Annotated in this window: 22 protein-coding genes and 1 tRNA gene; 16 read left to right on the top strand and 7 right to left on the bottom strand. The window is 62.4% G+C overall.

All coding sequences use genetic code 11. The features are described 5' to 3' along the window. Window positions 1-435: 435 nt before the first annotated feature. From WBQ77_RS12120 to WBQ77_RS12110, 3 genes are all read right to left on the bottom strand, one after another. Window positions 436-511 (bottom strand) — tRNA-Val (locus WBQ77_RS12120). 155 nt (window positions 512-666) lie between these two features. Further along, complete coding sequence (locus WBQ77_RS12115; RefSeq protein ID WP_424045450.1) at window positions 667-966, bottom strand: hypothetical protein; 300 nt, start codon at window positions 964-966, stop codon at window positions 667-669. Window positions 967-1,081: 115 nt separating this feature from the next. After that, window positions 1,082-1,765, bottom strand: coding sequence for an HAD-IA family hydrolase (locus tag WBQ77_RS12110; RefSeq protein WP_424060447.1), 684 nt, complete (start codon window positions 1,763-1,765; stop codon window positions 1,082-1,084). 56 nt (window positions 1,766-1,821) lie between these two features. On the opposite strand from WBQ77_RS12110, the gene WBQ77_RS12105 reads away from it, so the two are divergent. From WBQ77_RS12105 to WBQ77_RS12090, 4 genes are read left to right on the top strand one after another with little or no spacing between them, the layout of a single operon-like run. Next, the gene (locus tag WBQ77_RS12105) at window positions 1,822-3,270 is read left to right on the top strand and encodes an NAD-dependent succinate-semialdehyde dehydrogenase (RefSeq protein WP_424045452.1); all 1,449 of its coding nucleotides are present in this window, start codon (window positions 1,822-1,824) and stop codon (window positions 3,268-3,270) included. Further along, a complete protein-coding gene (gene rpiA, locus WBQ77_RS12100) occupies window positions 3,270-3,989 on the top strand; it encodes a ribose-5-phosphate isomerase RpiA (RefSeq protein WP_424045453.1) in 720 nt (239 codons plus the stop codon). Before WBQ77_RS12105 ends, rpiA begins: the two co-directional genes overlap by 1 nt. Before the next feature lie 52 nt (window positions 3,990-4,041). After that, a complete protein-coding gene (gene gor, locus WBQ77_RS12095; RefSeq protein ID WP_424045454.1) occupies window positions 4,042-5,433 on the top strand; it encodes a glutathione-disulfide reductase in 1,392 nt (463 codons plus the stop codon). Continuing rightward, window positions 5,420-6,175: an SDR family NAD(P)-dependent oxidoreductase gene (locus WBQ77_RS12090; RefSeq protein ID WP_424045455.1), complete on the top strand. Its 756-nt coding sequence runs from the start codon at window positions 5,420-5,422 to the stop codon at window positions 6,173-6,175. The genes gor and WBQ77_RS12090 overlap by 14 nt, the downstream gene beginning before the upstream one ends. Here WBQ77_RS12090 and WBQ77_RS12085 read toward each other — a convergent pair. Together WBQ77_RS12085 and WBQ77_RS12080 are read right to left on the bottom strand one after the other, a co-directional pair. Continuing rightward, window positions 6,172-7,362 (bottom strand): carboxylate-amine ligase, encoded by a 1,191-nt coding sequence (locus WBQ77_RS12085; RefSeq protein ID WP_424045456.1) that lies wholly within the window; start codon window positions 7,360-7,362, stop codon window positions 6,172-6,174. The two genes, WBQ77_RS12090 and WBQ77_RS12085, sit on opposite strands and share 4 nt — an antisense overlap. An 83-nt stretch (window positions 7,363-7,445) precedes the next feature. Continuing rightward, window positions 7,446-8,168, bottom strand: a complete 723-nt coding sequence (locus WBQ77_RS12080; protein ID WP_424045457.1) for a VIT1/CCC1 transporter family protein — start codon at window positions 8,166-8,168, stop codon at window positions 7,446-7,448. A gap of 129 nt (window positions 8,169-8,297) precedes the next feature. Between WBQ77_RS12080 and WBQ77_RS12075 the strand changes: the two genes are divergently transcribed. The 3 genes from WBQ77_RS12075 to gltX all read left to right on the top strand — a co-directional run bounded on the left by WBQ77_RS12075 (window position 8,298) and on the right by gltX (window position 12,781). Then, window positions 8,298-9,689 (top strand): class II 3-deoxy-7-phosphoheptulonate synthase, encoded by a 1,392-nt coding sequence (locus WBQ77_RS12075; protein ID WP_424045458.1) that lies wholly within the window; start codon window positions 8,298-8,300, stop codon window positions 9,687-9,689. Window positions 9,690-9,769: 80 nt separating this feature from the next. Then, on the top strand, window positions 9,770-11,443 hold the full coding sequence (locus WBQ77_RS12070; protein ID WP_424045459.1) for an NAD+ synthase: 1,674 nt from the start codon (window positions 9,770-9,772) through the stop codon (window positions 11,441-11,443). Next, a complete protein-coding gene (gene gltX / locus WBQ77_RS12065) occupies window positions 11,444-12,781 on the top strand; it encodes a glutamate--tRNA ligase (RefSeq protein WP_424045460.1) in 1,338 nt (445 codons plus the stop codon). Between the two features lie 9 nt (window positions 12,782-12,790). On the opposite strand, the gene WBQ77_RS12060 is transcribed toward gltX, so the two are convergent. Further along, window positions 12,791-13,963 (bottom strand): DUF2865 domain-containing protein, encoded by a 1,173-nt coding sequence (locus WBQ77_RS12060; RefSeq protein ID WP_424045461.1) that lies wholly within the window; start codon window positions 13,961-13,963, stop codon window positions 12,791-12,793. A gap of 271 nt (window positions 13,964-14,234) precedes the next feature. Between WBQ77_RS12060 and cysS the strand changes: the two genes are divergently transcribed. The 4 genes from cysS to cimA are packed head-to-tail and all read left to right on the top strand — an operon-like array spanning window position 14,235 to window position 17,859. Beyond that, window positions 14,235-15,635, top strand: a complete 1,401-nt coding sequence (gene cysS / locus WBQ77_RS12055) for a cysteine--tRNA ligase (protein WP_424045462.1) — start codon at window positions 14,235-14,237, stop codon at window positions 15,633-15,635. Further along, window positions 15,632-16,138, top strand: coding sequence for a GNAT family N-acetyltransferase (locus WBQ77_RS12050; RefSeq protein ID WP_424045463.1), 507 nt, complete (start codon window positions 15,632-15,634; stop codon window positions 16,136-16,138). Before cysS ends, WBQ77_RS12050 begins: the two co-directional genes overlap by 4 nt. Further along, a complete protein-coding gene (locus WBQ77_RS12045; RefSeq protein ID WP_424045464.1) occupies window positions 16,135-16,257 on the top strand; it encodes a hypothetical protein in 123 nt (40 codons plus the stop codon). The genes WBQ77_RS12050 and WBQ77_RS12045 overlap by 4 nt, the downstream gene beginning before the upstream one ends. A 3-nt stretch (window positions 16,258-16,260) precedes the next feature. Beyond that, window positions 16,261-17,859, top strand: a complete 1,599-nt coding sequence (gene cimA / locus WBQ77_RS12040; protein WP_424060446.1) for a citramalate synthase — start codon at window positions 16,261-16,263, stop codon at window positions 17,857-17,859. A 24-nt stretch (window positions 17,860-17,883) separates the two neighbouring features. Here the strand turns inward: cimA and WBQ77_RS12035 are convergent, their stop codons facing one another. Then, window positions 17,884-18,498: a TIGR00730 family Rossman fold protein gene (locus WBQ77_RS12035; protein WP_424060445.1), complete on the bottom strand. Its 615-nt coding sequence runs from the start codon at window positions 18,496-18,498 to the stop codon at window positions 17,884-17,886. A gap of 181 nt (window positions 18,499-18,679) precedes the next feature. On the opposite strand from WBQ77_RS12035, the gene WBQ77_RS12030 reads away from it, so the two are divergent. The 5 genes from WBQ77_RS12030 to cysD form a co-directional block, all read left to right on the top strand. Then, entirely contained in the window at window positions 18,680-19,159 is a 480-nt protein-coding gene (locus WBQ77_RS12030; protein WP_424045467.1) for a hypothetical protein, read from the top strand. Window positions 19,160-19,425: 266 nt separating this feature from the next. Beyond that, window positions 19,426-21,411, top strand: coding sequence for an ABCB family ABC transporter ATP-binding protein/permease (locus tag WBQ77_RS12025; RefSeq protein ID WP_424060444.1), 1,986 nt, complete (start codon window positions 19,426-19,428; stop codon window positions 21,409-21,411). 20 nt (window positions 21,412-21,431) lie between these two features. After that, window positions 21,432-22,136, top strand: a complete 705-nt coding sequence (locus WBQ77_RS12020) for a phosphatidylserine decarboxylase (protein WP_424042647.1) — start codon at window positions 21,432-21,434, stop codon at window positions 22,134-22,136. A 6-nt stretch (window positions 22,137-22,142) separates the two neighbouring features. Then, window positions 22,143-23,027, top strand: a complete 885-nt coding sequence (gene pssA, locus WBQ77_RS12015) for a CDP-diacylglycerol--serine O-phosphatidyltransferase (protein ID WP_424060443.1) — start codon at window positions 22,143-22,145, stop codon at window positions 23,025-23,027. Beyond that, on the top strand, window positions 23,024-23,622 hold a 599-nt coding region (cysD, locus tag WBQ77_RS12010; protein WP_424060442.1), incomplete at its 3' end, for a sulfate adenylyltransferase subunit CysD. The genes pssA and cysD, both read left to right, overlap by 4 nt.

The following is a 23,622-nucleotide window of genomic DNA, read 5'->3' as shown; positions in this document are numbered from 1 at the left end:
TGCGAGGGCTGCCGTCTTAGCGAACTTGTTCATCGGTAGTCTCCTCATCGAGAGTGTTGGGCGGCGATGCGCTATTGTTCGTCGATGAGTGAAAGGTAGTCCGAGGCCCGCGTTGTCTCGATGGGGTGGATACCCTATTCGGTCGCTGGCAGTTGCTCGTACCGATCTGGCAAACAGAAAGCCCCGGCGCGGGGGCACCGGGGCTTAGGAGAGTACAACGCCAAGGCCATTGCGTGGGGGGCGCAGGGGACGGCCTTAACGTGTTGCTAAGGTTACGCGGGCTCAGGACGTTTGGATCACCGAGCAATCCCAAACATCCCATCGGTTGGAGCACGCATCAGCCACGAAATTTGCACCATGTTGCCCGAGGTGTTGCCCACGCAGCGCGCCCGGCTCCGGGTGAGTGGCTAACCTACTGATTTAATTATACGAAAATGGTGGGCGGTACTGGACTTGAACCAGTGACCCCTGCGATGTGAACACAGTGCTCTACCAGCTGAGCTAACCGCCCGTGCCAGGCGCTTACAGGATTTGCGCGCCCAGGCCCGTTCGCGTGATCGCCTCGTACGTTTGGAGGGGCCGCGACGGCAAGCGCGCATTTAGCGAACGGCCCTCGGTGAAGTCAAGGAGCCTCGCCAGCGAAACGCGCACCATTTCCAGGGAAATCTATTGGGCCGCAGCTTCCGCCGCAGGGGGCGGGGCGGGCTTCAGCATGCCTTTGGCCTGGGCCATGGTCTTCTTGGCCTTCGCGTAGTCCCCGTTGGTGCAGGCCAAGTTCGCCTCGTCGAGAAGCCAATTCACCTCTTCGACGTCGCCTTCATCGAGCACCTTGGCGTTGACCGTCTGGTCCACGAGGCTTTCGGTCTCGGCAAGCTGGTCGACACAGGCCTGTCCGGCATCTTCGGAAAGGGCGGTCCCGCCCATCAGCAAGACGATGAAAGCACTGATAACAATGCGTTCGCGCATTCCAGTTCTCCTTGGCGCAACAAGCTCAGTTCCCTACCTAGCGCGCAATTATGGCTGTTGGTTGAAGTCGCTATGGCGATTGAGGCGGCTTTCCGGCTCAAACGCCCGGGCGCTATTAGGAAAGGGTCCGGTCGCGGTCTGTCAAGCGTTTGAGGAGGATTTCGGCTTCCGCCTCCAGGGCCGGGAAGCCATCAATGGTGGCGCTTGGCCGCGGGCCCTCTGGCGGTGGCGGGCTATAGCCGAAGGAGACGAGGATCGAGGGGATACCCGCCCCCTGGGCGGCCTGAATGTCGACGGCGCTGTCTCCCACCATGACGGCGCGCGCCGGATCGCCGCCGCTCGCGGCGATGGCGCCTAAGAGATGTCCGGGATGGGGCTTGGACATTTCGAACGTGTCGCGGCCCGCTATGGCCGCGAAATGGTGATGAATTTCCAGTGTTTCGAGTAGGAGATTGGCCAGGCGCACGCGCTTATTGGTGCAGACCGCGAGACGCGCCCCGCGCGCCTTCAATCGGTCCAGGAGTGCCACGGCGCCGGGAAAGGGGCGGCTTTCGGCGGCGATGTTGGCCTCGTAGTGGACGAGAAAGTCGCCCAGGATCTCCTCCATGCCGATCCCGAACCCGAGCGCTTCGTAGATCATGGCGGGCGCCCCGCGCCCCACCGCTTCGCGGACGCGCGCAGCCTCGACAGGCCGGTGCCCTTGCAGTTTCAAAGCATAATTCAGAGCGTTGGTGAGGTCCGGTGCGGTGTCGACCAGCGTGCCGTCCAGATCGAAAACAATTGTCGCACCCTCAAGCATGTGTCTCTCTCTCACGTGACTTGCTGTTGCGCAAGCAGCGGCGTAGAGAGCGGGCCATGCAGCTGAAAACACCGACCCTAATCAAGGACCAATGCTTGATCGGCGGCGCTTGGACCGGAACGCCGACAGACGACGTGACGAACCCGGCGACTGGCGCGGTTGTCGGCCATGTGCCCCATCTTGGAGCCCGGGAGACCAGTGCGGCGATCGAGGCGGCCCATGCCGCGTTCCCGGCTTGGAGCGGCCTGCTCGCCAAAGAGCGGGCGCAGATCTTGCGCACCTGGTACGAGCTCCAGCAGGAGCACGCGGAAGACCTTGCGCATCTCATGACGGCCGAGCAGGGCAAGCCCCTGGCCGAGGCGCGCGCGGAAGTGGATTACGGCTCCTCGTTCACCGAGTTCTACGCGGAGCAGGCGCGGCGCGTTCTGGGCGAGATTATCCCAACGCCGAAGCAAAGCGGCCGCATGCTTGTCCTCAAGCAGCCGGTTGGGGTCGTCGGTGCAATCACCCCATGGAACTTTCCGCTGGCCATGATCACGCGAAAAATCTCGCCAGCACTGGCAGCTGGGTGCACTGTGGTCGTGAAGCCCGCACCTGAGACGCCGCTCACGGCCCTTGCCCTGGCCGAGCTTGCTTGCCAGGCCGGGTTCCCGCCGGGTGTTCTCAACGTGGTCACTGGCGAAGCCGAAGCCATCGGCGGCGAGCTGACCTCGAACCCGCATGTCCGCATGATTACCTTCACCGGGTCGACCGAGGTAGGAAAGCTGCTTATGCGCCAATCCGCCGACACGGTGAAGAAGCTCTCCCTGGAACTCGGCGGCAACGCGCCCTTTATCGTTTTCGACGACGCAGACCTCGAGGCGGCGGTGACCGGCGCGGTCGCCTCGAAGTTCCGCAACTCCGGTCAGACCTGTATCAGTGCCAACCGCATTCTCGTGCAGGACGGCATTTACGAGCGCTTTGCGGCAAGGCTCGTGGAAGTTGTCTCTGAGCTCAAGGTGGGCGCCGGCATTGAGAAGGATGTGGCGCAGGGGCCACTCATCAACGAGGCGGGGCTTGCCAAGGTCGAGGTTCACGTGCGGGATGCCGTCGCACATGGCGCCAAAGTTCTGGCTGGCGGCGTGCGCCACGACCTTGGGCGGACTTTCTTCGAGCCGACGGTCCTGACCGAGGTTACGCCTCAGATGCAGATCGCGCGCGAAGAGACCTTCGGGCCCATCGCAGCGCTGTTCCGTTTTGGGGATGAGGACGAGGCGGTCACTTTAGCGAATGACACGCCGTTCGGCCTAGCGGCCTATTTCTTCACACGGGACATTTCGCGCGCGTGGCGGGTGGCCGAGGCGCTCGAATATGGCATGATCGGCATTAATGAAGGCATGATCTCTTCGGAGCTAGCCCCCTTCGGCGGCGTGAAGGAATCAGGTCAGGGCCGCGAAGGCTCCCACCACGGTATCGAAGAATTCTTGGAGCTGAAATACGTCATGATGGGGGGGCTCGGCGGCTGATGAAAGACAGTGCAACGGCCGTCGCCGGCTATAAGGCAGCGGCAGCGAAAGCAGCTATCGATCTCGTCAAGCCGGGCATGCGGCTCGGGCTCGGCACGGGCACCACTGCCGCCCCGTTCGTCGAGGAAGTTGGCGCCCGCGTGCGGGACGGTCTAGACGTCAATTGTGTGCCGACCTCAGAGGCGACACACGCGCATGCCACGGCGCTGAATATTCCGCTGACCACGCTGGACGAAACGCCGCACCTTGATTTGACTGTCGATGGCGCCGACGAGATCGACGACCAGCTTCGCCTGATCAAGGGCGGCGGCGGAGCGCTGCTCCGTGAGAAGATCGTCGCGACGGCGTCCGAGCGCATGGTGGTCATCGCCGACGACAGCAAACTTTCCAAAACGCTCGGATCCCATCCGTTGCCCATCGAGGTGGTGCGCTTCGGCCTGAGTCCGACCATGCTGCTCATCCAGGCGCTTGCCGCGGAGGCCGGGTGCGAAGGAGAAATCCGGTTGCGTCCCGGCGAGGGCGACCGTCCCTTCGTCACCGATCAGGGCAATCTGATCGTCGATTGCGTGTTCCCCAAGATCGCGGAGCCCGAAGTGCTGGCTTTCGCCCTGACGCGTGTCCCTGGTGTGGTCGAGCACGGGCTCTTTCTTGGACTTTGCGATATGGCAATTGTGGCCGGCGCTCGCGGCGTTAAAGTTTACCAGCACCCCGGCGCGTAACTACACATCCGCCTCCTCATCACCTGAACGTCATTCGGAGTATCGATCCAAAGTGTCTGATTTCCACTACGATCTGTTCGTCATCGGTGCGGGTTCCGGCGGCGTGCGGGCCGCACGACTCGCCGCGCAGCTCGGCAAGCGTGTCGCCATCGCCGAGGAATACCGTATTGGCGGCACCTGCGTCATCCGCGGCTGTGTGCCGAAAAAGCTGCTCGTCTATGGTAGCCGCTATGGCGCGGAAATCGAGGACGCATGCGCCTTCGGGTGGTCCTATGGGGATCTAGAGTTCCAGTGGCCGACGCTGATCCACAACGTCCAGCGCGAGGTCGACCGGCTGAACGGGGTCTATACGCGCACCCTCGAGAACGCGGGCGTCGAACGGTTCCTGACCCGCGCGACGGTGGACGGCCCCCATGGCGTACGGCTCGCGGATCGCGATGCGACCGTGTCGGCGGACTACATTCTGGTCGCGACCGGGTCGGCGCCGACCTTCCCGTCCGTGCCGGGTGCGGAATATTTCATCTCATCGAACGAATGCTTCCAGTTCGAGACGCTGCCCGAAAGCATCGTCATTCTGGGCGCCGGCTATATCGGCATGGAGTTCGCCTCAATCTTTGCGGGCCTTGGCGTCACGGTGACCGTGGTCCATCGCGGCGACCAGATCCTGCGCGGGTTCGATATGGACCTACGCGACATCGTCGCCGAGGCGTTGCGGGATCGTGGCGTCGATTTGCGAATGGACACCAACATTACCTCGATCGAGAAAGACGGCGAGGGATACCGGGTCGTGCTGACCGACGGCGACGTCCTGCACGCATCGTCTGTCATGGCGGCGACTGGGCGGAAGCCCAATACAAAGGGGCTGGGTCTGGAGGCCGTCGGCGTGGAGCTTGGTAGCAATGGCCGGGTTGTGGTCGATGCCTATTCCAAGACAGCCGCCGACAACATCTATGCGGTGGGCGATGTGACGGACCGCGCCAACCTCACGCCGGTGGCGATCCGGGAAGGCACGGCGTTTGTCGAGACCGTCTTCGAAGGACAGCCCAAGGCGATGGACTACAGCCTCATCCCGACCGCCGTGTTCACCGAGCCCGAGATCGGAACCGTGGGTCTGTCCGAGGAGGATGCCCGCAAGGACCATCAGGTCGACATCTATAAGACGAGCTTCCGGCCCATGCGCGCGACCATCAGCGGACGCGGCGAGAAGGTCTTCATGAAGCTGGCGGTGGATGCTGTGACCGATAAGGTGCTTGGCCTGCATATGGTCGGGCCCGATGCCGCCGAGATTGTCCAGATGGCGGCGATCGCGCTCCGGCTCGGCGCGACCAAAGCCGATTTCGACGCCACCATGGCTCTTCATCCGAGCATGGCAGAAGAGTTTGTCACCCTGCGGCAGAAATGGGAGCCGCCAACACCAGTGAAGGGATCCGATGCGGCGGCTTGAGGATAAAATCGCGCTTGTGACGGGCGGCGGCGCCGGCATTGGCCGGGCTGTCGCCGGAACTTTTGCGCGCGAAGGCGCGCGTGTGGCTGTGGCCGACATTGACGGCGATGCGGCGAAGGAGACGGCCGATGCGATCGTCAAGGCGAACGGGGTCGCCTCGGCGCACACGGTCGATATCACCGATACCGCCCAGGTGCAGGCGTTGATGGAAACCATCAAGGATGCCCATGGCCGCCTCGATGTGCTGGTCAACAATGCCGGCGTGGGCGCCCGCGCGGACTTCCGTCATCTGACCGACGAGGAGTGGGAGAAGGTGTGGTCCGTCAATGTCGATGGGACCGTACGGTGCGCGCGAGAAGCGTTCGACCTGATGCGTGCGTCCGGCAATGCCTCGATCGTCAATCTCTCGTCGGTGATGTCTGCGAAGCATACGCGGCAGATGGCCGTCTATTCGGCCACCAAGGGTGCGGTGTCTGCCCTGTCGCGCAGTCTCGCCGTGGAGTATGCGCCGTACGGCATCCGCGTGAACACGTTGCTGCCCGGCTATGTGGAGACGGCGCTGATCGGCCGTTATTTGAAGAACCCGGGAATCGCAAAGGCGCTGCTTACCCAGACGCCGCTCCGCCGGTTCGGCACGCCCGAAGACATTGCCAATGCCGCGCTTTTCCTGGCCTCCGACGAGGCGGGCTACATCACGGGCGCCGCGCTCAATGTCGATGGCGGCATGCAGACGACGCTTTAGCGGCGAGGGGTTTTGGCGTTCTCGCCTTCGAGGATTGTTGTCATGCCGGCTCCCGGTACCGCGGCGGTCTCCGCCACGAGCTCGTCGACAACGGCGACCAACGCGTCGCGCTCCGAGCCGCCTTCGGACTTGACCTTGGCATAACGCTCTAGCTGCCGGTCCGCGCTCGTGCCCCGCTGGAGGATCGTGCGCGCATGGGTGACTTCGGGGGCGCAGCCGAAAAAGGCAGCGTCTTCGGCCACGAGTTCGAACAGTTCCTCGATCAGATCCGAGAACGGGACCATGGCGCCTCTGCCGAAATCTACCATGCCTTCCTCGATGCCATACCGTTGAGCGCGCCAGCGGTTTTCACGGATCAGGAACGGCGGGTAGTGGCGCCAGCGCTGGTTCTGGCGCCGTAGCCGATACAGCAGGCGCAGGATGCATTGGTAGAGCGCGGCGATGGCGATGGCGTCCTCGATCAGCGGACAGACATCAGTGATGCGCATCTCCAGCGTCGGGAAGCGTGCTGACGGGCGCAAGTCCCACCAGATTTTCGACGCATCCTCGATGAGTCCCGCGCTCACCATGAGGTCGATTGTGCGCTCATATTCGCTGTAGCTGGAGAATGTGTGCGGGAGCCCCGTGCGCGGCAATTCGTCGAACACGGACAGCCGGTATGATTTAAGACCCGTTTGTTCGCCCTGCCAAAAGGGCGAGGAGGTCGACAGCGCCAGCAGATGCGGCAGGAAATAGGGGGCCTGGCCGAGAAGGTCGATGCGCAAATCGTCGTCGTCGATCCCCACATGCACATGCATGCCGCAGATCACCATCCGCCGGACCACATATTGGAGGTCCTTGGCGATCAGATTGTAGCGTTCCTTGTTCGTGTGGTGCTGGCTCTCCCAGTGCGCGAAAGGGTGAGTCGACGCGGCGATGGGTGCGAGCCCGAATTCCGTCGCGGTCGTGCTGACCGTCGACCGGAGCTCGATCAGCTGGTCGCGGGCCTCTTGCACCGAGTGGCAAACATGGGTCCCGACCTCGATCTGAGAACGCAGGAATTCGGGGCTAACCCGGCCCCGCAAGGCGGCTTCGGCCTTGGAAAGAAGCGCGGCTGGCGGCTCGGGCGTGAGGTCGCGGGTTTCCTTGTCGACGAGGAGATATTCCTCCTCGATGCCGATGGTGAATTTGGGTTCTGGTATCGCCATGGGGCTCAGCTCGCGTGCGACGTTCGATTCGTAATTGCGCCGATTTTTGCACGGTCGCCAGAATTGACGAAAGTGAAACGCATTCAGACCAGCTCTTTCAGCCAAGAGCCGATGAGATAGGCGACGCTTGCCGCCAGCATTCCGATGGCTAGAGTCTCGAACCCGGCGAGCCACCACGGCTTCGGCGACCAGCGGCTCCGGAACGAGCCAATGGCGAAGAATGTCGCGCCGGTCATGATCGTCGATGGCCACTCCGGCCTGTCCACACCCAAGAGGTAGGGCAGGAGCGGTACGCTGCCGCACAGGACGAAGGCCACGAAGGTGTAGAGCGCGGCGTGGATGGGCGAGCGCGAGACAGCCGGCATGCCGTGCTCTTCCTGCATCATGGTGTCGATCCAGCTGCTGCGATGCTGGGTCAGGACGTCGACGACGTTTTCGAGCGTATCGCCCTCAAATCCTTTGGCCCGGAAGATTTGCCGGATTTCCTCCCGCTCGCCCTCGGGCGCGAGTTCGATGTGGCGTTCTTCCATGTGGCGCAGCTGTTCGTATTCGTCATGCTCCGCCTTGGTGCCGGTGAAATTGCCCGCGGCCATGGAGAAGCCATCGGCGAGGAGGTTGGCAACGCCCAGTATGACGACAACCGTCGAAGAGAGATTGGCGCCGACGACACCGGCCATGATGGCGAACGTGGTGACCGTGCCGTCGATGCCGCCATACACCCAGTCGCGCAAGTAGCTAACCTTCGGTCCCCGGCCAAGGCGCTTGGCGATGTCGCGAGGCTTGTGGCTATGTTCCAGCAAAGGCACCAGTTTCGGTTCCTCCCCGCGTCATTATCGGCTATGAGGCAGGCCCGCGATAGACAGGTCATCGCGATCCCCGGCTAGCCACAATCAATTCAAGTGCTTATATAGCGGGGACTTATGTGGAGAATGAAAATGGCACCGCGTTGGAGCCCCGATAGCTGGCGTTCAAAGCCGATACAGCAGGTTCCGGACTACCGGGACATGGCAGCCCTTACAGAGGTCGAGCAGCAGCTCGCCTCGTTTCCGCCGTTGGTTTTTGCAGGCGAGGCGCGGGAGCTGAAGGCCAAGCTCGCTCGCGTCGCGCAAGGGGAGGCTTTTCTGCTGCAAGGCGGCGACTGCGCGGAGAGTTTTGCGGAGCACGGGCCCGACACGATCCGCGACTTCTTCCGCGTTTTCCTGCAGATGGCGGTTGTGCTCACCTATGCGGGCGGATCACCCGTGGTGAAGCTCGGCCGTATTGCGGGCCAGTTCGCCAAGCCGCGTTCGGCGCCGACCGAATCCCAAGACGAGCTCGAGCTTCCGAGCTATCGCGGCGACATCATCAACGGCATCGACTTCTCGGAGGAGGGGCGTAACCCCGATCCGCAGCGCATGCACATGGCCTATCGCCAAGCCGCGGCCACGCTGAACCTGCTGCGCGCCTTCTCGCAAGGTGGCTACGCCAATCTTGAGCATGTGCACCAGTGGAATCTTGGCTTCGTCGCGGACAGCCCAGCGGGACACCGCTACCAGGAACTGTCCGATCACATTGCCGAAACGCTGCGTTTCATGCGGGCCATTGGGCTGACCCCGGAAAACACGCCGCAGCTTCGCTCCACGAGCCTCTATACGAGCCACGAAGCGCTTCTGCTGGGATATGAGCAGGCGCTGACCCGGGTGGATTCGACCTCGGGCGATTGGTACGCCACCTCGGGCCACTTCCTGTGGGCCGGCGACCGCACGCGCCAGCTCGATCATGCCCATCTCGAATTCCTGCGCGGGGTGAAGAACCCGATCGGTGTGAAATGCGGACCGAGCATGGATCCGGACGAGTTGCTGAAGCTGATCGACCTGCTCAGCCCGGAGAACGAGCCGGGGCGCCTGACGCTGATCTGCCGTTTTGGCGCTGACAAGGTGGGCGATTACCTGCCGGCGATGATCCGCGCGGTGGAGCGGGACGGCAAATCGGTGGTCTGGACCTGCGACCCAATGCACGGCAACACGATCAAGGCCGGCAGCGGATACAAGACGCGGCCCTTCGATCTGATCCTCAAAGAGGCGGAAGCTTTCTTCGACGTCCACCGCGCCGAAGGGACCCATGCGGGGGGCATCCATGTAGAGATGACCGGCAACAACGTCACCGAATGTGTCGGCGGCGCCAAGGCCGTCACCGAAACCGATTTGTCGGACCGCTACCACACGCATTGTGATCCCCGGCTCAACGCCGATCAGTCGATCGAGCTGGCCTTTATCGTGGCCGAACGCCTACGCCGCGAGCGGGAAGGGTGCCCTGCGCCTCAAGTTTCCGTCGCGGCTGGCGAGTAGGCTGGATGCGGCGGGCGGACCTCGCGGGGTTCGATCTCCGGGTTTCATCCATTTAGGTTTGTTCCGTTTGAGATCGTTCCATGGGCAGTGAAACGAAGGACTCATTCAAGCTCGCGCTTGCGCAGGCCAATCCCGTCGTGGGCGACCTGGACGGCAATCTCGAAACCGCATGTGCGTTGCGCGACCGTTTTGCCTCTGAAGGGGCGGATCTCGTCGTCTTCTCGGAGCTGTTTCTGACCGGCTATCCGCTCGAGGACCTCGTGCTGAAGCCGGCCTTGCAGCGGGCCGCGCGCGAGGCCTGCGAGAAGCAGGCAGAGAAAACCGCAGACGGCGGTCCGGCCGTGCTGATGGGCCTGCCCTGGGCCGACGGCGACAAGGTCTACAACGCGGTGGCGTTGTTAGTGGAGGGCCGTATCGCCGCCGTGCGCTACAAGCATGTGTTGCCGAATTATGGCGTGTTCGACGAGAAGCGGGTGTTTGAGCCAGGGCCAATCCCGGAGCCCATTCCTTTCCGAGGGATCAAGCTCGGTGTCCCTATCTGCGAGGACATCTGGGAGAAGGACATTTGCACGTCTCTCGCCAAGTCCGGTTCCGATCTCCTGATCGTGCCCAACGGCTCGCCCTATTGGATGGGCAAGCAGGCGATCCGTTACGGCGTAGCAGAGGCCCGCGTCGCCGAAACGAAGTGCCCACTCGTCTATCTCAACCAGTTCGGCGGTCAGGACGAACTGGTTTTCGACGGCGCCTCCTTCGTACTCAACGCTGACAGCTCGTGCGCGGTGCAGCTGCCGGCTTGGGAGGACGTGGCGGTCGTCACCGATTGGTACCGTGACGCCGAAGGCTGGCACTGCGCGCAAGGCGAGATCTCGACCATCGAGGTAGGGGACGCGGCCAACTACCTCGCCTGCGTGACGGGGCTCCGGGACTACATCAACAAGAACGGGTTTCCTGGTGTGGTCCTGGGTTTGTCGGGCGGCATCGATTCGGCGCTGTGCGCGGCCATGGCCGTAGACGCGCTGGGCGCGGCTCACGTCCATTGCATCATGCTGCCCTTCGCCTATACGAGCAGCGAGAGTCTCACCGATGCCGAGCAGATCGCGCAGGCGCTTGGCGTGCGCTACGATACGGTCCCGATTCATGACGGAGTCGCGGGTCTGGGCGCCTGCCTGGCCGGTGTGTTGGGCGGTATGCCGGACGGCTTCACGGCCGAGAATTTGCAGTCGCGCACCCGCGGCACGCTTCTTATGGCGGTTTCGAACAAGCTCGGGCCGCTGGTGCTGACGACGGGAAATAAATCTGAAGTTTCAGTTGGTTACGCGACTTTGTATGGCGATATGAATGGTGGGTTCAATCCCATAAAGGATCTCTACAAGGGCCAAGTCTATGCGCTGTCGCGTTTCCGCAATCAGAACCGGCCGAAGGGGTGCCTCGGACCCGAAGGCGTCATCATTCCTGAGAACGTCTTGACCAAGGACCCCTCCGCCGAACTGAAGCCCGATCAGCGGGACGTGGACTCCCTGCCGCCTTACCCCGTTCTAGACGACATTCTCAATTCTCTCGTGGAGCAGGAGCTCTCCGTGTCGGAGATTGCCGCGCGCGGGCATGCCATTGAGACCGTGAAGAAGGTCGAGCGGATGCTCTATCTCGCCGAATACAAGCGTCGTCAGGCGGCGCCCGGCGTGAAGATCACCGAGCGCAATTTCGGCCGCGACCGGCGCTACCCGATCACCAACAAGTTCCGCGAGACTGTTTAGATGACTGTCACCGTCCGTTTCGCGCCGAGTCCCACCGGGCGTCTGCATGCCGGCAATATCCGCACCGCGATCATCAACGCGCTCTTTGCAGGCAAGGAAGGCGGCAACTTGATCTTGCGCCTCGACGACACGGATAGGGGGCGCTCCACGAAAGAGTTCGCCCGCGGCATCGAGGAGGACATCGCCTGGCTCGGGCTAACCTGGTCGGCACGGGTCCGTCAGTCCGACCGGATCGCGCTGTACGATGCAGCGGTCGAAAAGCTGAAAGAGATGGGCCGCCTCTATCCTGCCTATGAGACGCCAGAGGAACTGGATCTGAAGCGCAAGCGTCAGCTCGCGCGCGGCAAGCCGCCCGTTTACGACCGCGCGGCGCTCACGCTTACCGACGAGGAAAAGGCCAAGTTCGAGGCGGAGGGGCGCACACCTCATTGGCGTTTTCTGTTGGAGCCGCGCGACGTGGTTTGGGACGATCTAGTGCGCGGCCACCAGCATGTGGATGCGGGTTCCTTGTCGGACCCCGTGCTGATCCGGGGCGACGGGACCTTCCTCTACATACTGCCGAGCGTGGTGGACGACATCGATCTTGGCGTCACCCACGTCATTCGCGGCGAAGACCACGTGGCCAATACAGCACCGCAGATCCAGCTCTTCGAAGCGCTGGGTGCGGTCGTGCCGTTCTTTGGGCACCACAACCTTCTTGTGGGCGCAGACGGGCAGGCCCTGTCGAAACGCGACCGGTCCCTGTCTATTCAAGGCATGCACGCGGAAGGGCTCGAACCCCTGGCCATTGTCAGCTATGCGGCGACGATCGGCACCAGCGACCCTGTTGCGCCCCATGAAAGCGTGGACGAACTCGCCCGCGCCTTCGCGTTCGGCAAACTGTCGCGGGCGCCGGCGCGGTTCGATCCGCATGAGCTGCGGCTCCTGAATGCCAAGCTCTTACACGCCCGTCCGTTTCCTGCTGTTGCCGGGCAGCTCGAGGACTTGGGCGTCGGTGGAGGCGAGGCGTTCTGGGAGGCGGTGCGGGGCAATCTTAGCGTGCTTGCCGACGCGCAGGAGTGGTGGGCCGTGGTGGCCGGGCCGCTCGAGCCCGTGATTGAAGATACCGGCTTCTGTGACGCGGCTGCGAAGATGCTGCCGCCGGAGCCTTGGGGAGAGCATAGCTGGGGCGAATGGACTGCGGCGGTGAAAGCGGAGACGGGCGCCAAGGGAAAGGCACTGTTCCAGCCGTTGCGCCTTGCACTCACAGGGAAGACCCATGGACCCGAGCTGAAGCAGCTTCTGCCGATGATCGGTCGGACACGCGTGCTCAGCCGGCTTCGCGGCGAGGCGGCGTAACCATCACCCCTAGTTTGCGCTTGGTGACTTCTTGACGAAAGAAGATTGCCCTGGTGCAACAGGGGCTTGGGCCGGCGCTTGCGCCGCGGGTGGGAAGTTCGGGGGCACCGGAACTTGCAGAACCGGCGCGGCCGGGGCTGCTGCCGTAGAGGGCGGTGCGATCTGCACCTCGGACGGCGATGGCTGTCCAGTATCCAGATTGAGCTGAGGCGGCGGGCCGCTCGGTGCAGGCTGCGCCTTGGGTGCGGCTTTCGCAGGTGTGGCGGCGGCCTGGGTGGCGCCGGCAGGCGGAATACCTTGCGCCTTCTTGTTGGCGGCCTCGATTTCCATCGGGTTGTACTCGGCCTTCTTGCACGAGCAGCCCTTCACAAACTCCTTACGGTAGCGGAGCGCCACCGGCAGATCCATGTAGGGAGACCCGCTCAGCGAGATCGCCTGTTCGATTTCCTGGCCGGGGTTGCGATAGACGTAGAGTTCGGCAGGCGCCGCGCAGCTTGCCTGGCACTTCTGGGCGTCCTGGGACGCCCGGCTACCATAGGTCGAGTAATGGATCGGGAAGTAGAAGCCGTCGCAGAGCCGCACGCACACGGTCCGGTACCGGCCATTGGGGTTGATGCTGCGATAGATCGGCGTCTGGTATTCCTGGCGCGGGCCGCCAAAGAAATCGAACAAACCGCCGCCCGGTTTTGACGCGCCGCTGCAGCCATTGCGCTGCATCGCGCGTTGGAGCTCTTGCTGACGCCGCCGGTTGCCGCCGCCTCCGAGCGAGGTCCGTTGCGCCTTGAGGCGTTCGGAGTGCCGCCGCGCGTCCTCGACGCGGGCGTTTAGGCTTAAGCACCGCGGCGTCCGTTTCAGAGCGCGGCCGAAGATGAGCATGCGTTCGTAGCAGCCGGCTCGGTCCATTTCCGATTTCGCGGAGCGATAGATCTTGGTGGCTTGGCCGATTTCCTGGTTGAGAGAGGCAAGTTCAGGATTGTTGGCGCCGCCGCCGCTCGCCGCGTTGAGCTCCTGCTGCAACTGCATGCAGCGGATATCCTGCTCGCTCTGCGCGAAGCCGTCGCCAAGGAAGACCAGGCAACCAAACGCCAGCGCCATCAGGCCGGCAAACGCCCGCGCGCCAAGAGGCGACGGACGTGCCGCGCATGGCGCCAGAACGCGCGCAAAACCGCGATAGACCCTCACGACGATCGTTCCAATCCTTGGGAAATCTCAATAACGCATTATGCGCAATCAGAATCTGCGGTCAATGCGGCATGAATAAGATGGTTTGCTTGACGATTTGGCGGTTTGACGCCATAAGCGGAGCTAAGATGATGTACGCGCAATCGAACCTTAGCATTTTGGGCTGCATTATTCCGCGCTAGCAAAACAGCTCGCACGGGTCGTTCTTCCTCATACTTCACATTCACCACCTACGAACATCCGGCGGGCCTCAAGCCGAAGGGGCTTGTCAGTGTCGCTTACGATTTACAATACGCTCACTCGCCGCAAAGAGGCCTTCACGCCTCTCGATCCGGCCAATGTGCGCCTCTATGTCTGTGGGCCGACGGTCTACGACTGCGCGCATATTGGCAATGCGCGGCCCGTCATCGTGTTCGACGTGCTGTTCCGCCTGCTGCGGTACGTCTACGGGCCCGATCATGTGACTTATGTCCGCAACATCACGGACGTGGACGACAAGATCAATGCGCGGGCGGCAAAGGACTATCCCGAACTGCCGCTGAACGAGGCGATCCGCAAGGTCACCGAAAAGACCGAGGCGCAGTTCCGCGACGATATGCGTGCGCTCGGGGCGGTGGATCCGACCGTGGAGCCCCGCGCCACCGAGCATATCGGCCAGATGTGCGCGATGATCGATCGTTTAATCGCCAAGGGCAGCGCCTATGTGGCCGAAGGGCACGTGCTGTTCAGCGTTTCCTCAATGTCCGATTACGGCAAGTTTTCGGGGCGGTCGCTGGACGAGATGCTGGCGGGCGCGCGCGTTGAGGTTGCGCCCTTCAAGCATGACCCGATGGACTTCGTGCTGTGGAAGCCGTCCAAGCCGGGCGAGCCGTCATGGCCTTCGCCGGGGGGCATAGAGACGCCGGGGCGGCCGGGCTGGCATATCGAGTGCTCGGCCATGTCCGCGGCCCATTTGGGCGAAGTTTTCGACATTCATGGCGGCGGCATCGACCTTGTCTTCCCGCACCATGAGAACGAAATCGCCCAGTCGCGCTGCGCCCACGGCACTGATCTGATGGCGCAGGTCTGGATGCACAACGGCTTCCTGCAGGTCGAAGGCGAGAAGATGTCGAAGAGCCTCGGCAATTTCGTCACCGTGCAGGAGCTGCTGACGGGATGGCAGGGCTATGCCTGGCCGGGCGAAGCACTGCGCTTGAACATGTTGCGCACTCACTACCGGCAGCCACTGGACTGGACGCGCGTCAGCCTCGATGAGGCGCACAAGACGCTGTGGGATTGGTACGGTGATGTGGAAGCTCATGAGCCGGCGTCCGAGGCTCCGGCCGCGATTGTGGAGGCGCTGTCGGACGATCTCAATACGCCCAAGGTGATCGCCGAGCTGCATAAGCTTCATGGCGCCCGGCAGTTTGCGGAGTTGCGCGTGGCGCTCAGCTTCCTCGGATTCTCCGCATCGCGCGCGAATATCGAGCGCGCAAGTCTGGAGGGCGGCGAGGCGGCCGAGCGCGGCAAAGTGGACGAATTGATCGCCGCGCGTCTTGAGGCGCGCAAAGCTAAAGACTTCGCCGAGGCCGACCGTATCCGTGACGAACTTGAAGCCATGGGCATTGTCTTGATGGACGCGAAGGACCCGGAGACGGGCGAGCTGACGACGAAATGGGAGGTCGCGCGATGAGTGCCGAAGCGAACCCGCAACTGGCGCTGCGTCCCATGCTACCGGGTGAGGCGCCGCTGCTCGCCGAGATCTTCCGTGCCAGCATCATGGGGCTCACCCAAGACGAATACGAAGAAGAGCAGCAGGAAGCCTGGGCTGCCGCTGCCAACGACGAGGCGGCCTTCGCCAAAACGCTTGCCGACCACACGACCATCGTCGCGACTATGGGAGGAGCGCCGGTGGGCTTCGGCTCGCTGGAGGCGGACGGCAAAGTCGGCTTCCTCTATGTGCATCCCGCCGCAGTAGAGCGCGGAGTCGGCACTTTGCTGGCCGATGCGTTGGAGAAGATCGCGGGCGGCCGCGGAGCGGAAACCTTGAGCGTTGATGCGAGCGACAGCGCGTACGATTTCTTCAGCAAGCGCGGCTATGCTGCCCAGCAGCGCAACAGCGTACAGTGCGGCGAAGAGTGGCTATCCAACACGACGATGAAGAAGACCCTGCCGGGTCCGGAGACAGTCCAATGAGCGATTTTCTGAAAGACGTGCCATTCAAGGGTTCAAGCCGCGTCTATCTCGCCATCAAGATCGCAGTGCTGGTGCTGGCCGTGCTGCTCGCTTTGCGGTTTCTGTTCGGTGTGGTCTAAGCTATGACGCGCGAGACTCTCTCCCTATTCGATACGACCTTGCGAGACGGCGCCCAGACCCATGGCGTCGACTTTTCACTCGAGGACAAGCTGCTGATCGCCGAGCAGCTAGACCGGCTCGGTCTCGACTATGTCGAAGCCGGCTATCCGGGCGCGAACCCCATCGATACTGAACTCTTCTCCCAAGACCACAAGCTCGGCGCCAAGGTCACCGCATTCGGCATGACGAAGCGGCCCGGCCGCTCGATCGCGAACGATCCCGGCTTTCAGGCGCTACTGGCCGCACAGGCCGACGCGATCTGCCTTGTGGGCAAGACCTGGGACTTCCATGTGGATGTGGCGCTCGGCATCACGTGCGATGAGAACTTAGCCGGCATCAAAGAGTCCGTCGAAGTCGCCGTCGCCTCGGGCCGCGAGGTGCTGCTCGACTGTGAACACTTCTTCGACGGGTACAAGGCCAATCCAGACTATGCGCTTTCTTGCGCCAAGACCGCATATGAGGGGGGTGCCCGCTGGGTGGTGTTGTGCGACACTAATGGTGGCACACTGCCGGACGAAGTCGAGGCCATCGTCACGGAGGTCGTTGCGCATATACCGGGCGATCACGTCGGCATTCACGCGCACAACGATACGGATAACGGAGTTGCCAATTCACTGGCGGCGGTGCGTGCCGGTGTGCGGCAAATTCAAGGAACGCTGAACGGTCTCGGCGAGCGCTGCGGCAATGCCAATCTGACATCGATCATCCCCACGCTGCTACTCAAGAGCGCTTACGCGGATCGGTTCGAAACCAAGATCACGCCCGAGACGCTCGGCACGCTGACCCACGCCTCACGCGTTCTCGACGAGATGCTGAACCAGGCTCCCGACCGGCATGCGCCTTATGTCGGCGAGGCGGCGTTCGCGCACAAAGGCGGCATTCACGTTTCGGCCGTGCAGAAGGATCCGCGCACCTACGAACATGTGTCGCCGGAGACGGTCGGCAATGTGCGCAAGCTGCTGGTCTCGAACCAGGGCGGGCGCTCGAATATCCTCGCGCAGCTGGAGAGCATCGGTCTGACCGTGACGAAGGATGACCCGCGGGTCTTACGTCTTGTGGACCTGGTGAAGGAGCGCGAGGCCGTCGGGTACGCCTACGAGGCGGCCGAGGCATCGTTCGAACTCCTCGCCCGGAGGACGCTGCGCAAGGTGCCCCAGTTCTTCGACGTCGACTCGTTCCGGGTCATGGTCGAGCGGCGGCACAACGCCGTTGGCAATCTCGTGACGATCTCGGAGGCAACGGTCAAAGCCAGTGTCGACGGCAATACGGTAATGTCCGTCGGCGAGGGCAATGGTCCCGTCAACGCGCTCGACAATGCGCTGCGCAAAGATCTCGGGCCGTATCAAAGCTATATCGATGACCTGCAGCTCGTCGACTACAAGGTCCGTATCCTGACGGGTGGCACGGACGCGGTCACACGCGTTCTCATCGAGAGCCGCGATGGCGAAGGGCGGCGCTGGTTCACGGTGGGTGTGTCGCCGAATATCGTCGATGCCTCGTTCGAGGCCTTGCTCGACTCGATCAATTACAAGTTGATCCGCGACGGCGCGCCGGCCCCGTAGTGGCGTAGCAACCAAGGCTCCGTTCTAAAACTTCTCGATCACCTGCGCTTCGGCTTTGGGCTCGGCTTCCAACTCGGCAAGAACGCGGTGAATGACCGGCAGGACGTCATGCGCGCTGTCGGCGACGCTCATCTTCAGCTCGAACCCCGAGCGGATGAAGTTGTGACCTATCATCTTGTCGAACAGTTCGAGCAGCGGATCCCAAAAGCCGTGAATGTTCACGAGGACGATCGGCTTGCGGTGCCGGCCAAGTTGCGACCAGGTGAGCTGTTCGACGAATTCCTCGAGCGTGCCGATGCCGCCAGGCAGGGCGACGAAGGCGTCGGACCTCTCGAACATGAGATGCTTGCGCTCGTGCATGCTGTCGACCACGACCAGCTCGTGCACGTCGACCAGCATGCGTTCGCGTCCATGAAGGAACCCGGGCATGATCCCGGTGACATGGCCGCCATGCTTCAGGACCGAGCGGGCAGCGATCCCCATTAGGCCCAAGTCCCCGCCGCCATAAATAAGGCGGGTGTCGGCCGATGCGAGAGCATGGCGGAGCGCACGGGCGGCCTCGGCAAAAGCAGGGTTCTCCGCTCCGCCGGACCCGCAGTAAACACAGACGGTTTCAACTCTTCGACGGCATTCCGTCATGAAAACTCCTGCGTTCCGAACCCCTTCGACTCTCAGGGGCATCTGGCATCGGGCAGAGCGAATCGTCAAGAATCCCGACGGCGCGCTGTTCTTGCCGCTCGGTGTGGCAGAGGCATGAATGATTGGCTAGGATTCATCCCGACATGGCCGGCAGAGCCATGACCCCTGCAACGACAATCTATTGAGTGAGGACGTGATCACGATGATGGGCAGTATGCTTTTGGCTGGAATGGCAGCTCTTGCCGTTCTCTGTTGTGTCTCTCCGGTTGCACCGGCTCTCGCCGAGGATACGGCGCCCCAGGCCGATGTGGTCGGCGAGGCTTCGTCACCGTCGAAGAAGGTGCCGATCCGAGTGAAGGTGGTGGACTATCAGAAGGCGGAGGACGGCCCAGGCACGCTGAAGATGTCGGGCACAGCGGTCCCGGGCCGCGAGGTCCATATCTATGTGGACGAAAAGCGGTTTGCCAAGGTGCCGGCAGCTGACGAGGATGGCTCCTGGAGCGTCGAGGACAAGATCGCTCTCGACGAAAAGGTGCATTCGGTCCGCGTGGAGCAATTCAACGAGACCACGAACATGCTGGCGGGGCGGGCCATGTTCAGCATGTCTTTGGGACCTCCGAGCCCCGAGGACTTGGCCGCGCCACCGGCCGGCCGGCGCTGATCCGGCTCCGCGGGGCGGTTCCAGTCACGCTCTGGATCTCACGCCGCGGCTAGTCTGGGCGGGCCCGGGCCCGCGCGCGTGCACTTGGCGCTGGCGCGCCCGCAGGCTATATCGATATCTATGGAGGGGGCGGCCAAGGAGGCTGCCCCCTTTTCCGATGCGCGACCGGTCCATTTGGCCCAGGCGCCGCCTTTTCGCCCCTGGAACCTCCGGCCGGTAAAAGCAAATGCTTGGCGCGATAGCATTCTGAAAGAAAAGCCTTTTTTATGAGAGACCGACTGCCGCAATCGACTAGCGATGCCCTGCTATCGGCGCGGGCCGGGCAGTCGTCCGTCTTGCGCGAGCTGATGCCCTATGTCTGGCAGGAGGGGCGCCCGGATCTGCATCGGCGTGTCGGGCTGGCGTTCATCGCGCTGGTGCTGGCTAAGATGGTCACGCTGGCGGTCCCGATCGCCTACAAGAATGCGGTTGATTATCTGACGGGCCAAGGCACGGCTGGCGCGTCGGCCGCGGATGCGGGCAGCACGTTCCTGGGCCTTGCGCTCGTCCCGATAATGCTCATCGTGGCCTATGGTGTGGGGCGTACGCTCATGGTGCTGTTCGCGCAGCTGCGGGACGTGATCTTCACGGTCGTGACCCAAAATGCGGTGCGCCAGCTCGCGAACCGGACCTTCCGCCATCTGCATAGTCTGTCCCTCAAGTTTCATCTGGAGCGGCGCACGGGCGGGCTGAACCGCGTGATCGAGCGTGGTGTCAACGGCGTCGACACGATCCTGCGCATGGCGGTCTTGAATATGGTCCCAACCGCAGCGGAACTGGTCATGATCGCCGGCCTCGTAGCCTGGTATTTCGGCTGGGTCTATGTCGGCGTCCTGTTCGCTATGGTGGTGGCCTATGTCTGGTTTACCTTCTTCGCCACGGAGAAGCGTATCGCCATTCGCAGGGACATGAACGAGAGCGACATGGAGGCGAACTCCAAGGCGGTCGACAGCCTGCTCAATTTCGAGACCGTCAAGTATTTCGGAAACGAGGATTTGGAGGCGCGGCGCTTCGATGCATCCATGGCGCGTTACGAGAAGGCGGCGGTTCGTACCTATACGACGCTCGGCTTTTTGAATTCCGGACAGGCCATCATTTTCAGCACCGGCATGGTCGTGTGCATGCTGTTGGCCGCGCGCGACGTCTCGCAAGGCGTTCTAACCGTCGGCGACTTCGTGATGATCAACGCAATTTTGATCCAGCTCTTCATGCCGCTGAATTTTATGGGCATGGTCTATCGCGAGATCAAACAGGGCCTCGTGGACATGGAGACCATGTTCGCGCTCTTGAAGGAGCCGGCTGAGATTGTCGATCGCCCCGACGCCAAGCCTTTGCGTATCGAGAACGGCGCGATCTCGTTCAAGAATGTCTCCTTCGCCTTCGAGGCGGGGCGTCCCATTCTGAAAGACGTCTCCTTCGACGTGCCGCCCGGAAAGATGGTGGCCATTGTCGGTCCGTCCGGGGCGGGCAAGTCGACGATCTCACGAATTCTGTTTCGCTTCTACGAAGTGAACCAGGGAGAGGTCACGATCGACGGGCAGAACGTCAAGGATGTGACCCAAAGCTCGCTGCGTGCGGCGATCGGTATGGTTCCGCAGGATACGGTGCTATTCAACGACACGATCGAATACAATATTCGCTATGGCCGCCCGGATGCGACCGAGGCCGAGGTCCACGAGGCGGCACGCATGGCGCAGATCGACGACTTGATCCTGGCGCTGCCGCTCGGCTACGACGCGCTCGTCGGCGAGCGCGGCCTGAAACTGTCCGGGGGCGAGAAGCAGCGCGTGGCGATTGCCCGGACAATTCTGAAGTCGCCGCCAATCCTGATGCTGGATGAGGCGACGTCCGCACTCGACAGCCACACCGAGAGAGAGATTCAGGATGCGCTCGAACAAGTGGCGCGCGACCGCACGAGTCTCGTCATCGCGCACCGGCTCTCGACCGTGGTCCACGCGGACAACATCATCGTGCTGGAAAAGGGGCGCATCATAGAACAGGGACGTCACGCGGAGCTTTTGGCGCAGGACGGGCTCTATGCCAGTCTGTGGGCGCGTCAGCGCGAGGCCGATGAGGCCCGCGAGGTTTTGGCGCATGCCCGAGAGGCAGAAGAGGTGGAACATCACGACGGCGCGCGGCAGAGTGCGGACCCGCACGCGTCGGCCATTGTCGAGGACCGGCTTGATGAGGACGAGGTGTTGGCGTCAAGCTAGCCATCCAAACGGAGTTACTTATGGACAACCGGCACAACCTACTTGATACCATCGCCAATGCGTTCGTGCCTATTCATCCGGACGGCTATAAATTCGTGGCCATCGGCGCGATTGCGACGCTGTTTCTGTTCCTATTCGCGCCGGCACTGGGGTGGTTGTGTGCGCTCGGTACCGTGTTCTGCGCCTATTTCTTCCGCGATCCCGAGCGCGTGACGCCCGACCGGCCGGGCCTCGTCGTGAGCGCGGCCGACGGCAGGATTTCCACCGTGGTCGAAGACGCCATGGCCCCGCGCGAGCTAGCGCTCGGAACGGCCACGTTGACGCGCATCTCCGTGTTTCTGTCGGTCTTCGATGTGCATGTCGTGCGCGCTCCCGTCGGCGGAAAAATCATTCATAGCGCCTATGTGCATGGAGCCTTCTTCAACGCCGAGCTCGACAAGGCGAGCGAAGAGAACGAGCGGCAGGCTTTCGTCATCGAGACCAAGTCCGGCACCAAGATCGGTGTTGTGCTCATTGCCGGGCTCGTGGCCCGGCGGATCGTGCCCTTCGTGGGCGACGGCGACAGGCTCGAAGCCGGGCAGCGCATGGGCCTGATCCGCTTCGGGAGCCGCGTCGATCTGTATCTGCCGCCGGACACCGAGGCCTTGGCCGAGATCGGCCAGACGGCCATTGCCGGCGAAACGGTGCTCGCCATTCTGGCGGGCGAGGCGAAGGGGAGCGCCTAAGAACCGATGTTTCCTCCCTTCGATCCGGAACGGGACGAAAAGAAGCTGCGGCAACGGTTGCTCGTGCGCGGCGAAGTGCCCATTCGCGTTCTCATTCCGAACATCTTCACCCTCGTAGGGCTATGCGCGGGGCTGACTGCGATCCGTATGGGGATCGAGCATCGCTGGGACATGGCTGTGGCGGCGCTCGTTTTCGCTGCCTTTCTTGACGGGATCGACGGCCATGTGGCGCGTCTGCTTAAGGCGTCGACCCGCTTCGGCGCGGAACTGGACAGTCTCGCCGACTTCGTGAACTTCGGCGTGGCGCCGGCCATCATCCTGTTTGCGTGGTCTCTGGAAGACCTGAAGAGCTTGGGCTGGATCGCCGTCCTCGTCTTCGCCGTATGTTCGGCCTTGCGGCTCGCGCGCTTCAATGCCTCGCTCAGTCAGACCGACCAGCCGGTCTGGAAGAAATCCTATTTCGTAGGCGTGCCGGCTCCGGCAGGCGCCATCATCGTGCTCCTGCCGATCTACGCCCAGTATTTAGGAATTCATTGGCCAACTCTCACGCCGCTCGTGCTTCTCTACACAATAGCCGTGGCGCTTCTAATGGTGTCGAACGTGCCGACCTTCTCCATAAAGATGGTCGGACAGCGGATCCATCGTGAGTACGTGCCTCCGCTTTTTGTCTTGGCGGCCCTTTTCATTGCCTTGCTTTTGACCTATCCAGCCCACACCCTGTTCGTGGGGTCTTTGGTATATCTGGCCCTGATCCCCGTCAGCGCGTATCGCTACGTCCATGCAAGACGGAAGGCGGACGCTCACGCCAACACCCAAAACGGCGCAGGCGCTGAAAGAGATACGGGTTCGCATAACGAGTCTGAAGCGACACGAATGAGTACGGATCTATGAAACAGGTTCTTTCGTCTTATCTCCGCCAGCTCGAGGCGGAGAGCATTCACATCATGCGTGAGGTCGCCGCGGAATTCAGTAATCCGGTGATGCTCTATTCTATCGGCAAGGACTCAGCCGTTTTACTGCATCTTGCCATGAAGGCCTTCTACCCCGGAAAGCCGCCGTTCCCCTTGCTCCACGTCGACACGACCTGGAAGTTCCAGGAGATGATCGCGTTCCGCGATGCGGAGGCGAAGCGTCTCGGTATTGACCTCACGGTCCATATCAATGAGGAAGGCGTCCGGAACGGCATCTCGCCCATCTCGCATGGAAGCGCTCTGCATACAGATATTATGAAGACCGAAGCTCTGAAACAGGCCTTCGCCAAATATGGTTTCGACGCGGCTTTCGGCGGCGCGCGCCGCGACGAGGAGAAGTCGCGCGCAAAAGAGCGCGTCTTCTCGTTCCGCAACGCCTCGCACAACTGGGATCCGAAGCGTCAGCGGCCCGAGCTTTGGCACCTGGCCAATACCAAGGTGAATCCTGGCGAGAGTATGCGCGTGTTTCCCCTGTCGAATTGGACGGAGCTCGACGTGTGGACCTACATCTATCT

Source organism: Methyloceanibacter sp., from assembly GCF_049590335.1.
Taxonomy (GTDB): Bacteria; Pseudomonadota; Alphaproteobacteria; order Rhizobiales; family Methyloligellaceae; genus Methyloceanibacter.
The sequence above is the reverse complement of the archived record's forward strand: the minus strand, read 5'-3'. Positions and strand labels throughout refer to the sequence as shown.

Coding starts and splice junctions, on each gene's coding strand:
- WBQ77_RS12085 (WP_424045456.1), bottom strand. CDS start 7,362: ATGGCGATACCAGAACCCAAATTCACCATCGGCATCGAGGAGGAATAT.
- WBQ77_RS12050 (WP_424045463.1), top strand. CDS start 15,632: ATGAGTGCCGAAGCGAACCCGCAACTGGCGCTGCGTCCCATGCTACCG.
- WBQ77_RS12075 (WP_424045458.1), top strand. CDS start 8,298: ATGGCACCGCGTTGGAGCCCCGATAGCTGGCGTTCAAAGCCGATACAG.
- WBQ77_RS12105 (WP_424045452.1), top strand. CDS start 1,822: ATGCAGCTGAAAACACCGACCCTAATCAAGGACCAATGCTTGATCGGC.
- WBQ77_RS12115 (WP_424045450.1), bottom strand. CDS start 966: ATGCGCGAACGCATTGTTATCAGTGCTTTCATCGTCTTGCTGATGGGC.
- gltX (WP_424045460.1), top strand. CDS start 11,444: ATGACTGTCACCGTCCGTTTCGCGCCGAGTCCCACCGGGCGTCTGCAT.
- WBQ77_RS12045 (WP_424045464.1), top strand. CDS start 16,135: ATGAGCGATTTTCTGAAAGACGTGCCATTCAAGGGTTCAAGCCGCGTC.
- WBQ77_RS12110 (WP_424060447.1), bottom strand. CDS start 1,765: ATGCTTGAGGGTGCGACAATTGTTTTCGATCTGGACGGCACGCTGGTC.
- WBQ77_RS12020 (WP_424042647.1), top strand. CDS start 21,432: ATGGACAACCGGCACAACCTACTTGATACCATCGCCAATGCGTTCGTG.
- WBQ77_RS12035 (WP_424060445.1), bottom strand. CDS start 18,498: ATGACGGAATGCCGTCGAAGAGTTGAAACCGTCTGTGTTTACTGCGGG.
- rpiA (WP_424045453.1), top strand. CDS start 3,270: ATGAAAGACAGTGCAACGGCCGTCGCCGGCTATAAGGCAGCGGCAGCG.
- WBQ77_RS12025 (WP_424060444.1), top strand. CDS start 19,426: ATGAGAGACCGACTGCCGCAATCGACTAGCGATGCCCTGCTATCGGCG.
- pssA (WP_424060443.1), top strand. CDS start 22,143: ATGTTTCCTCCCTTCGATCCGGAACGGGACGAAAAGAAGCTGCGGCAA.
- WBQ77_RS12090 (WP_424045455.1), top strand. CDS start 5,420: ATGCGGCGGCTTGAGGATAAAATCGCGCTTGTGACGGGCGGCGGCGCC.
- cimA (WP_424060446.1), top strand. CDS start 16,261: ATGACGCGCGAGACTCTCTCCCTATTCGATACGACCTTGCGAGACGGC.
- WBQ77_RS12070 (WP_424045459.1), top strand. CDS start 9,770: ATGGGCAGTGAAACGAAGGACTCATTCAAGCTCGCGCTTGCGCAGGCC.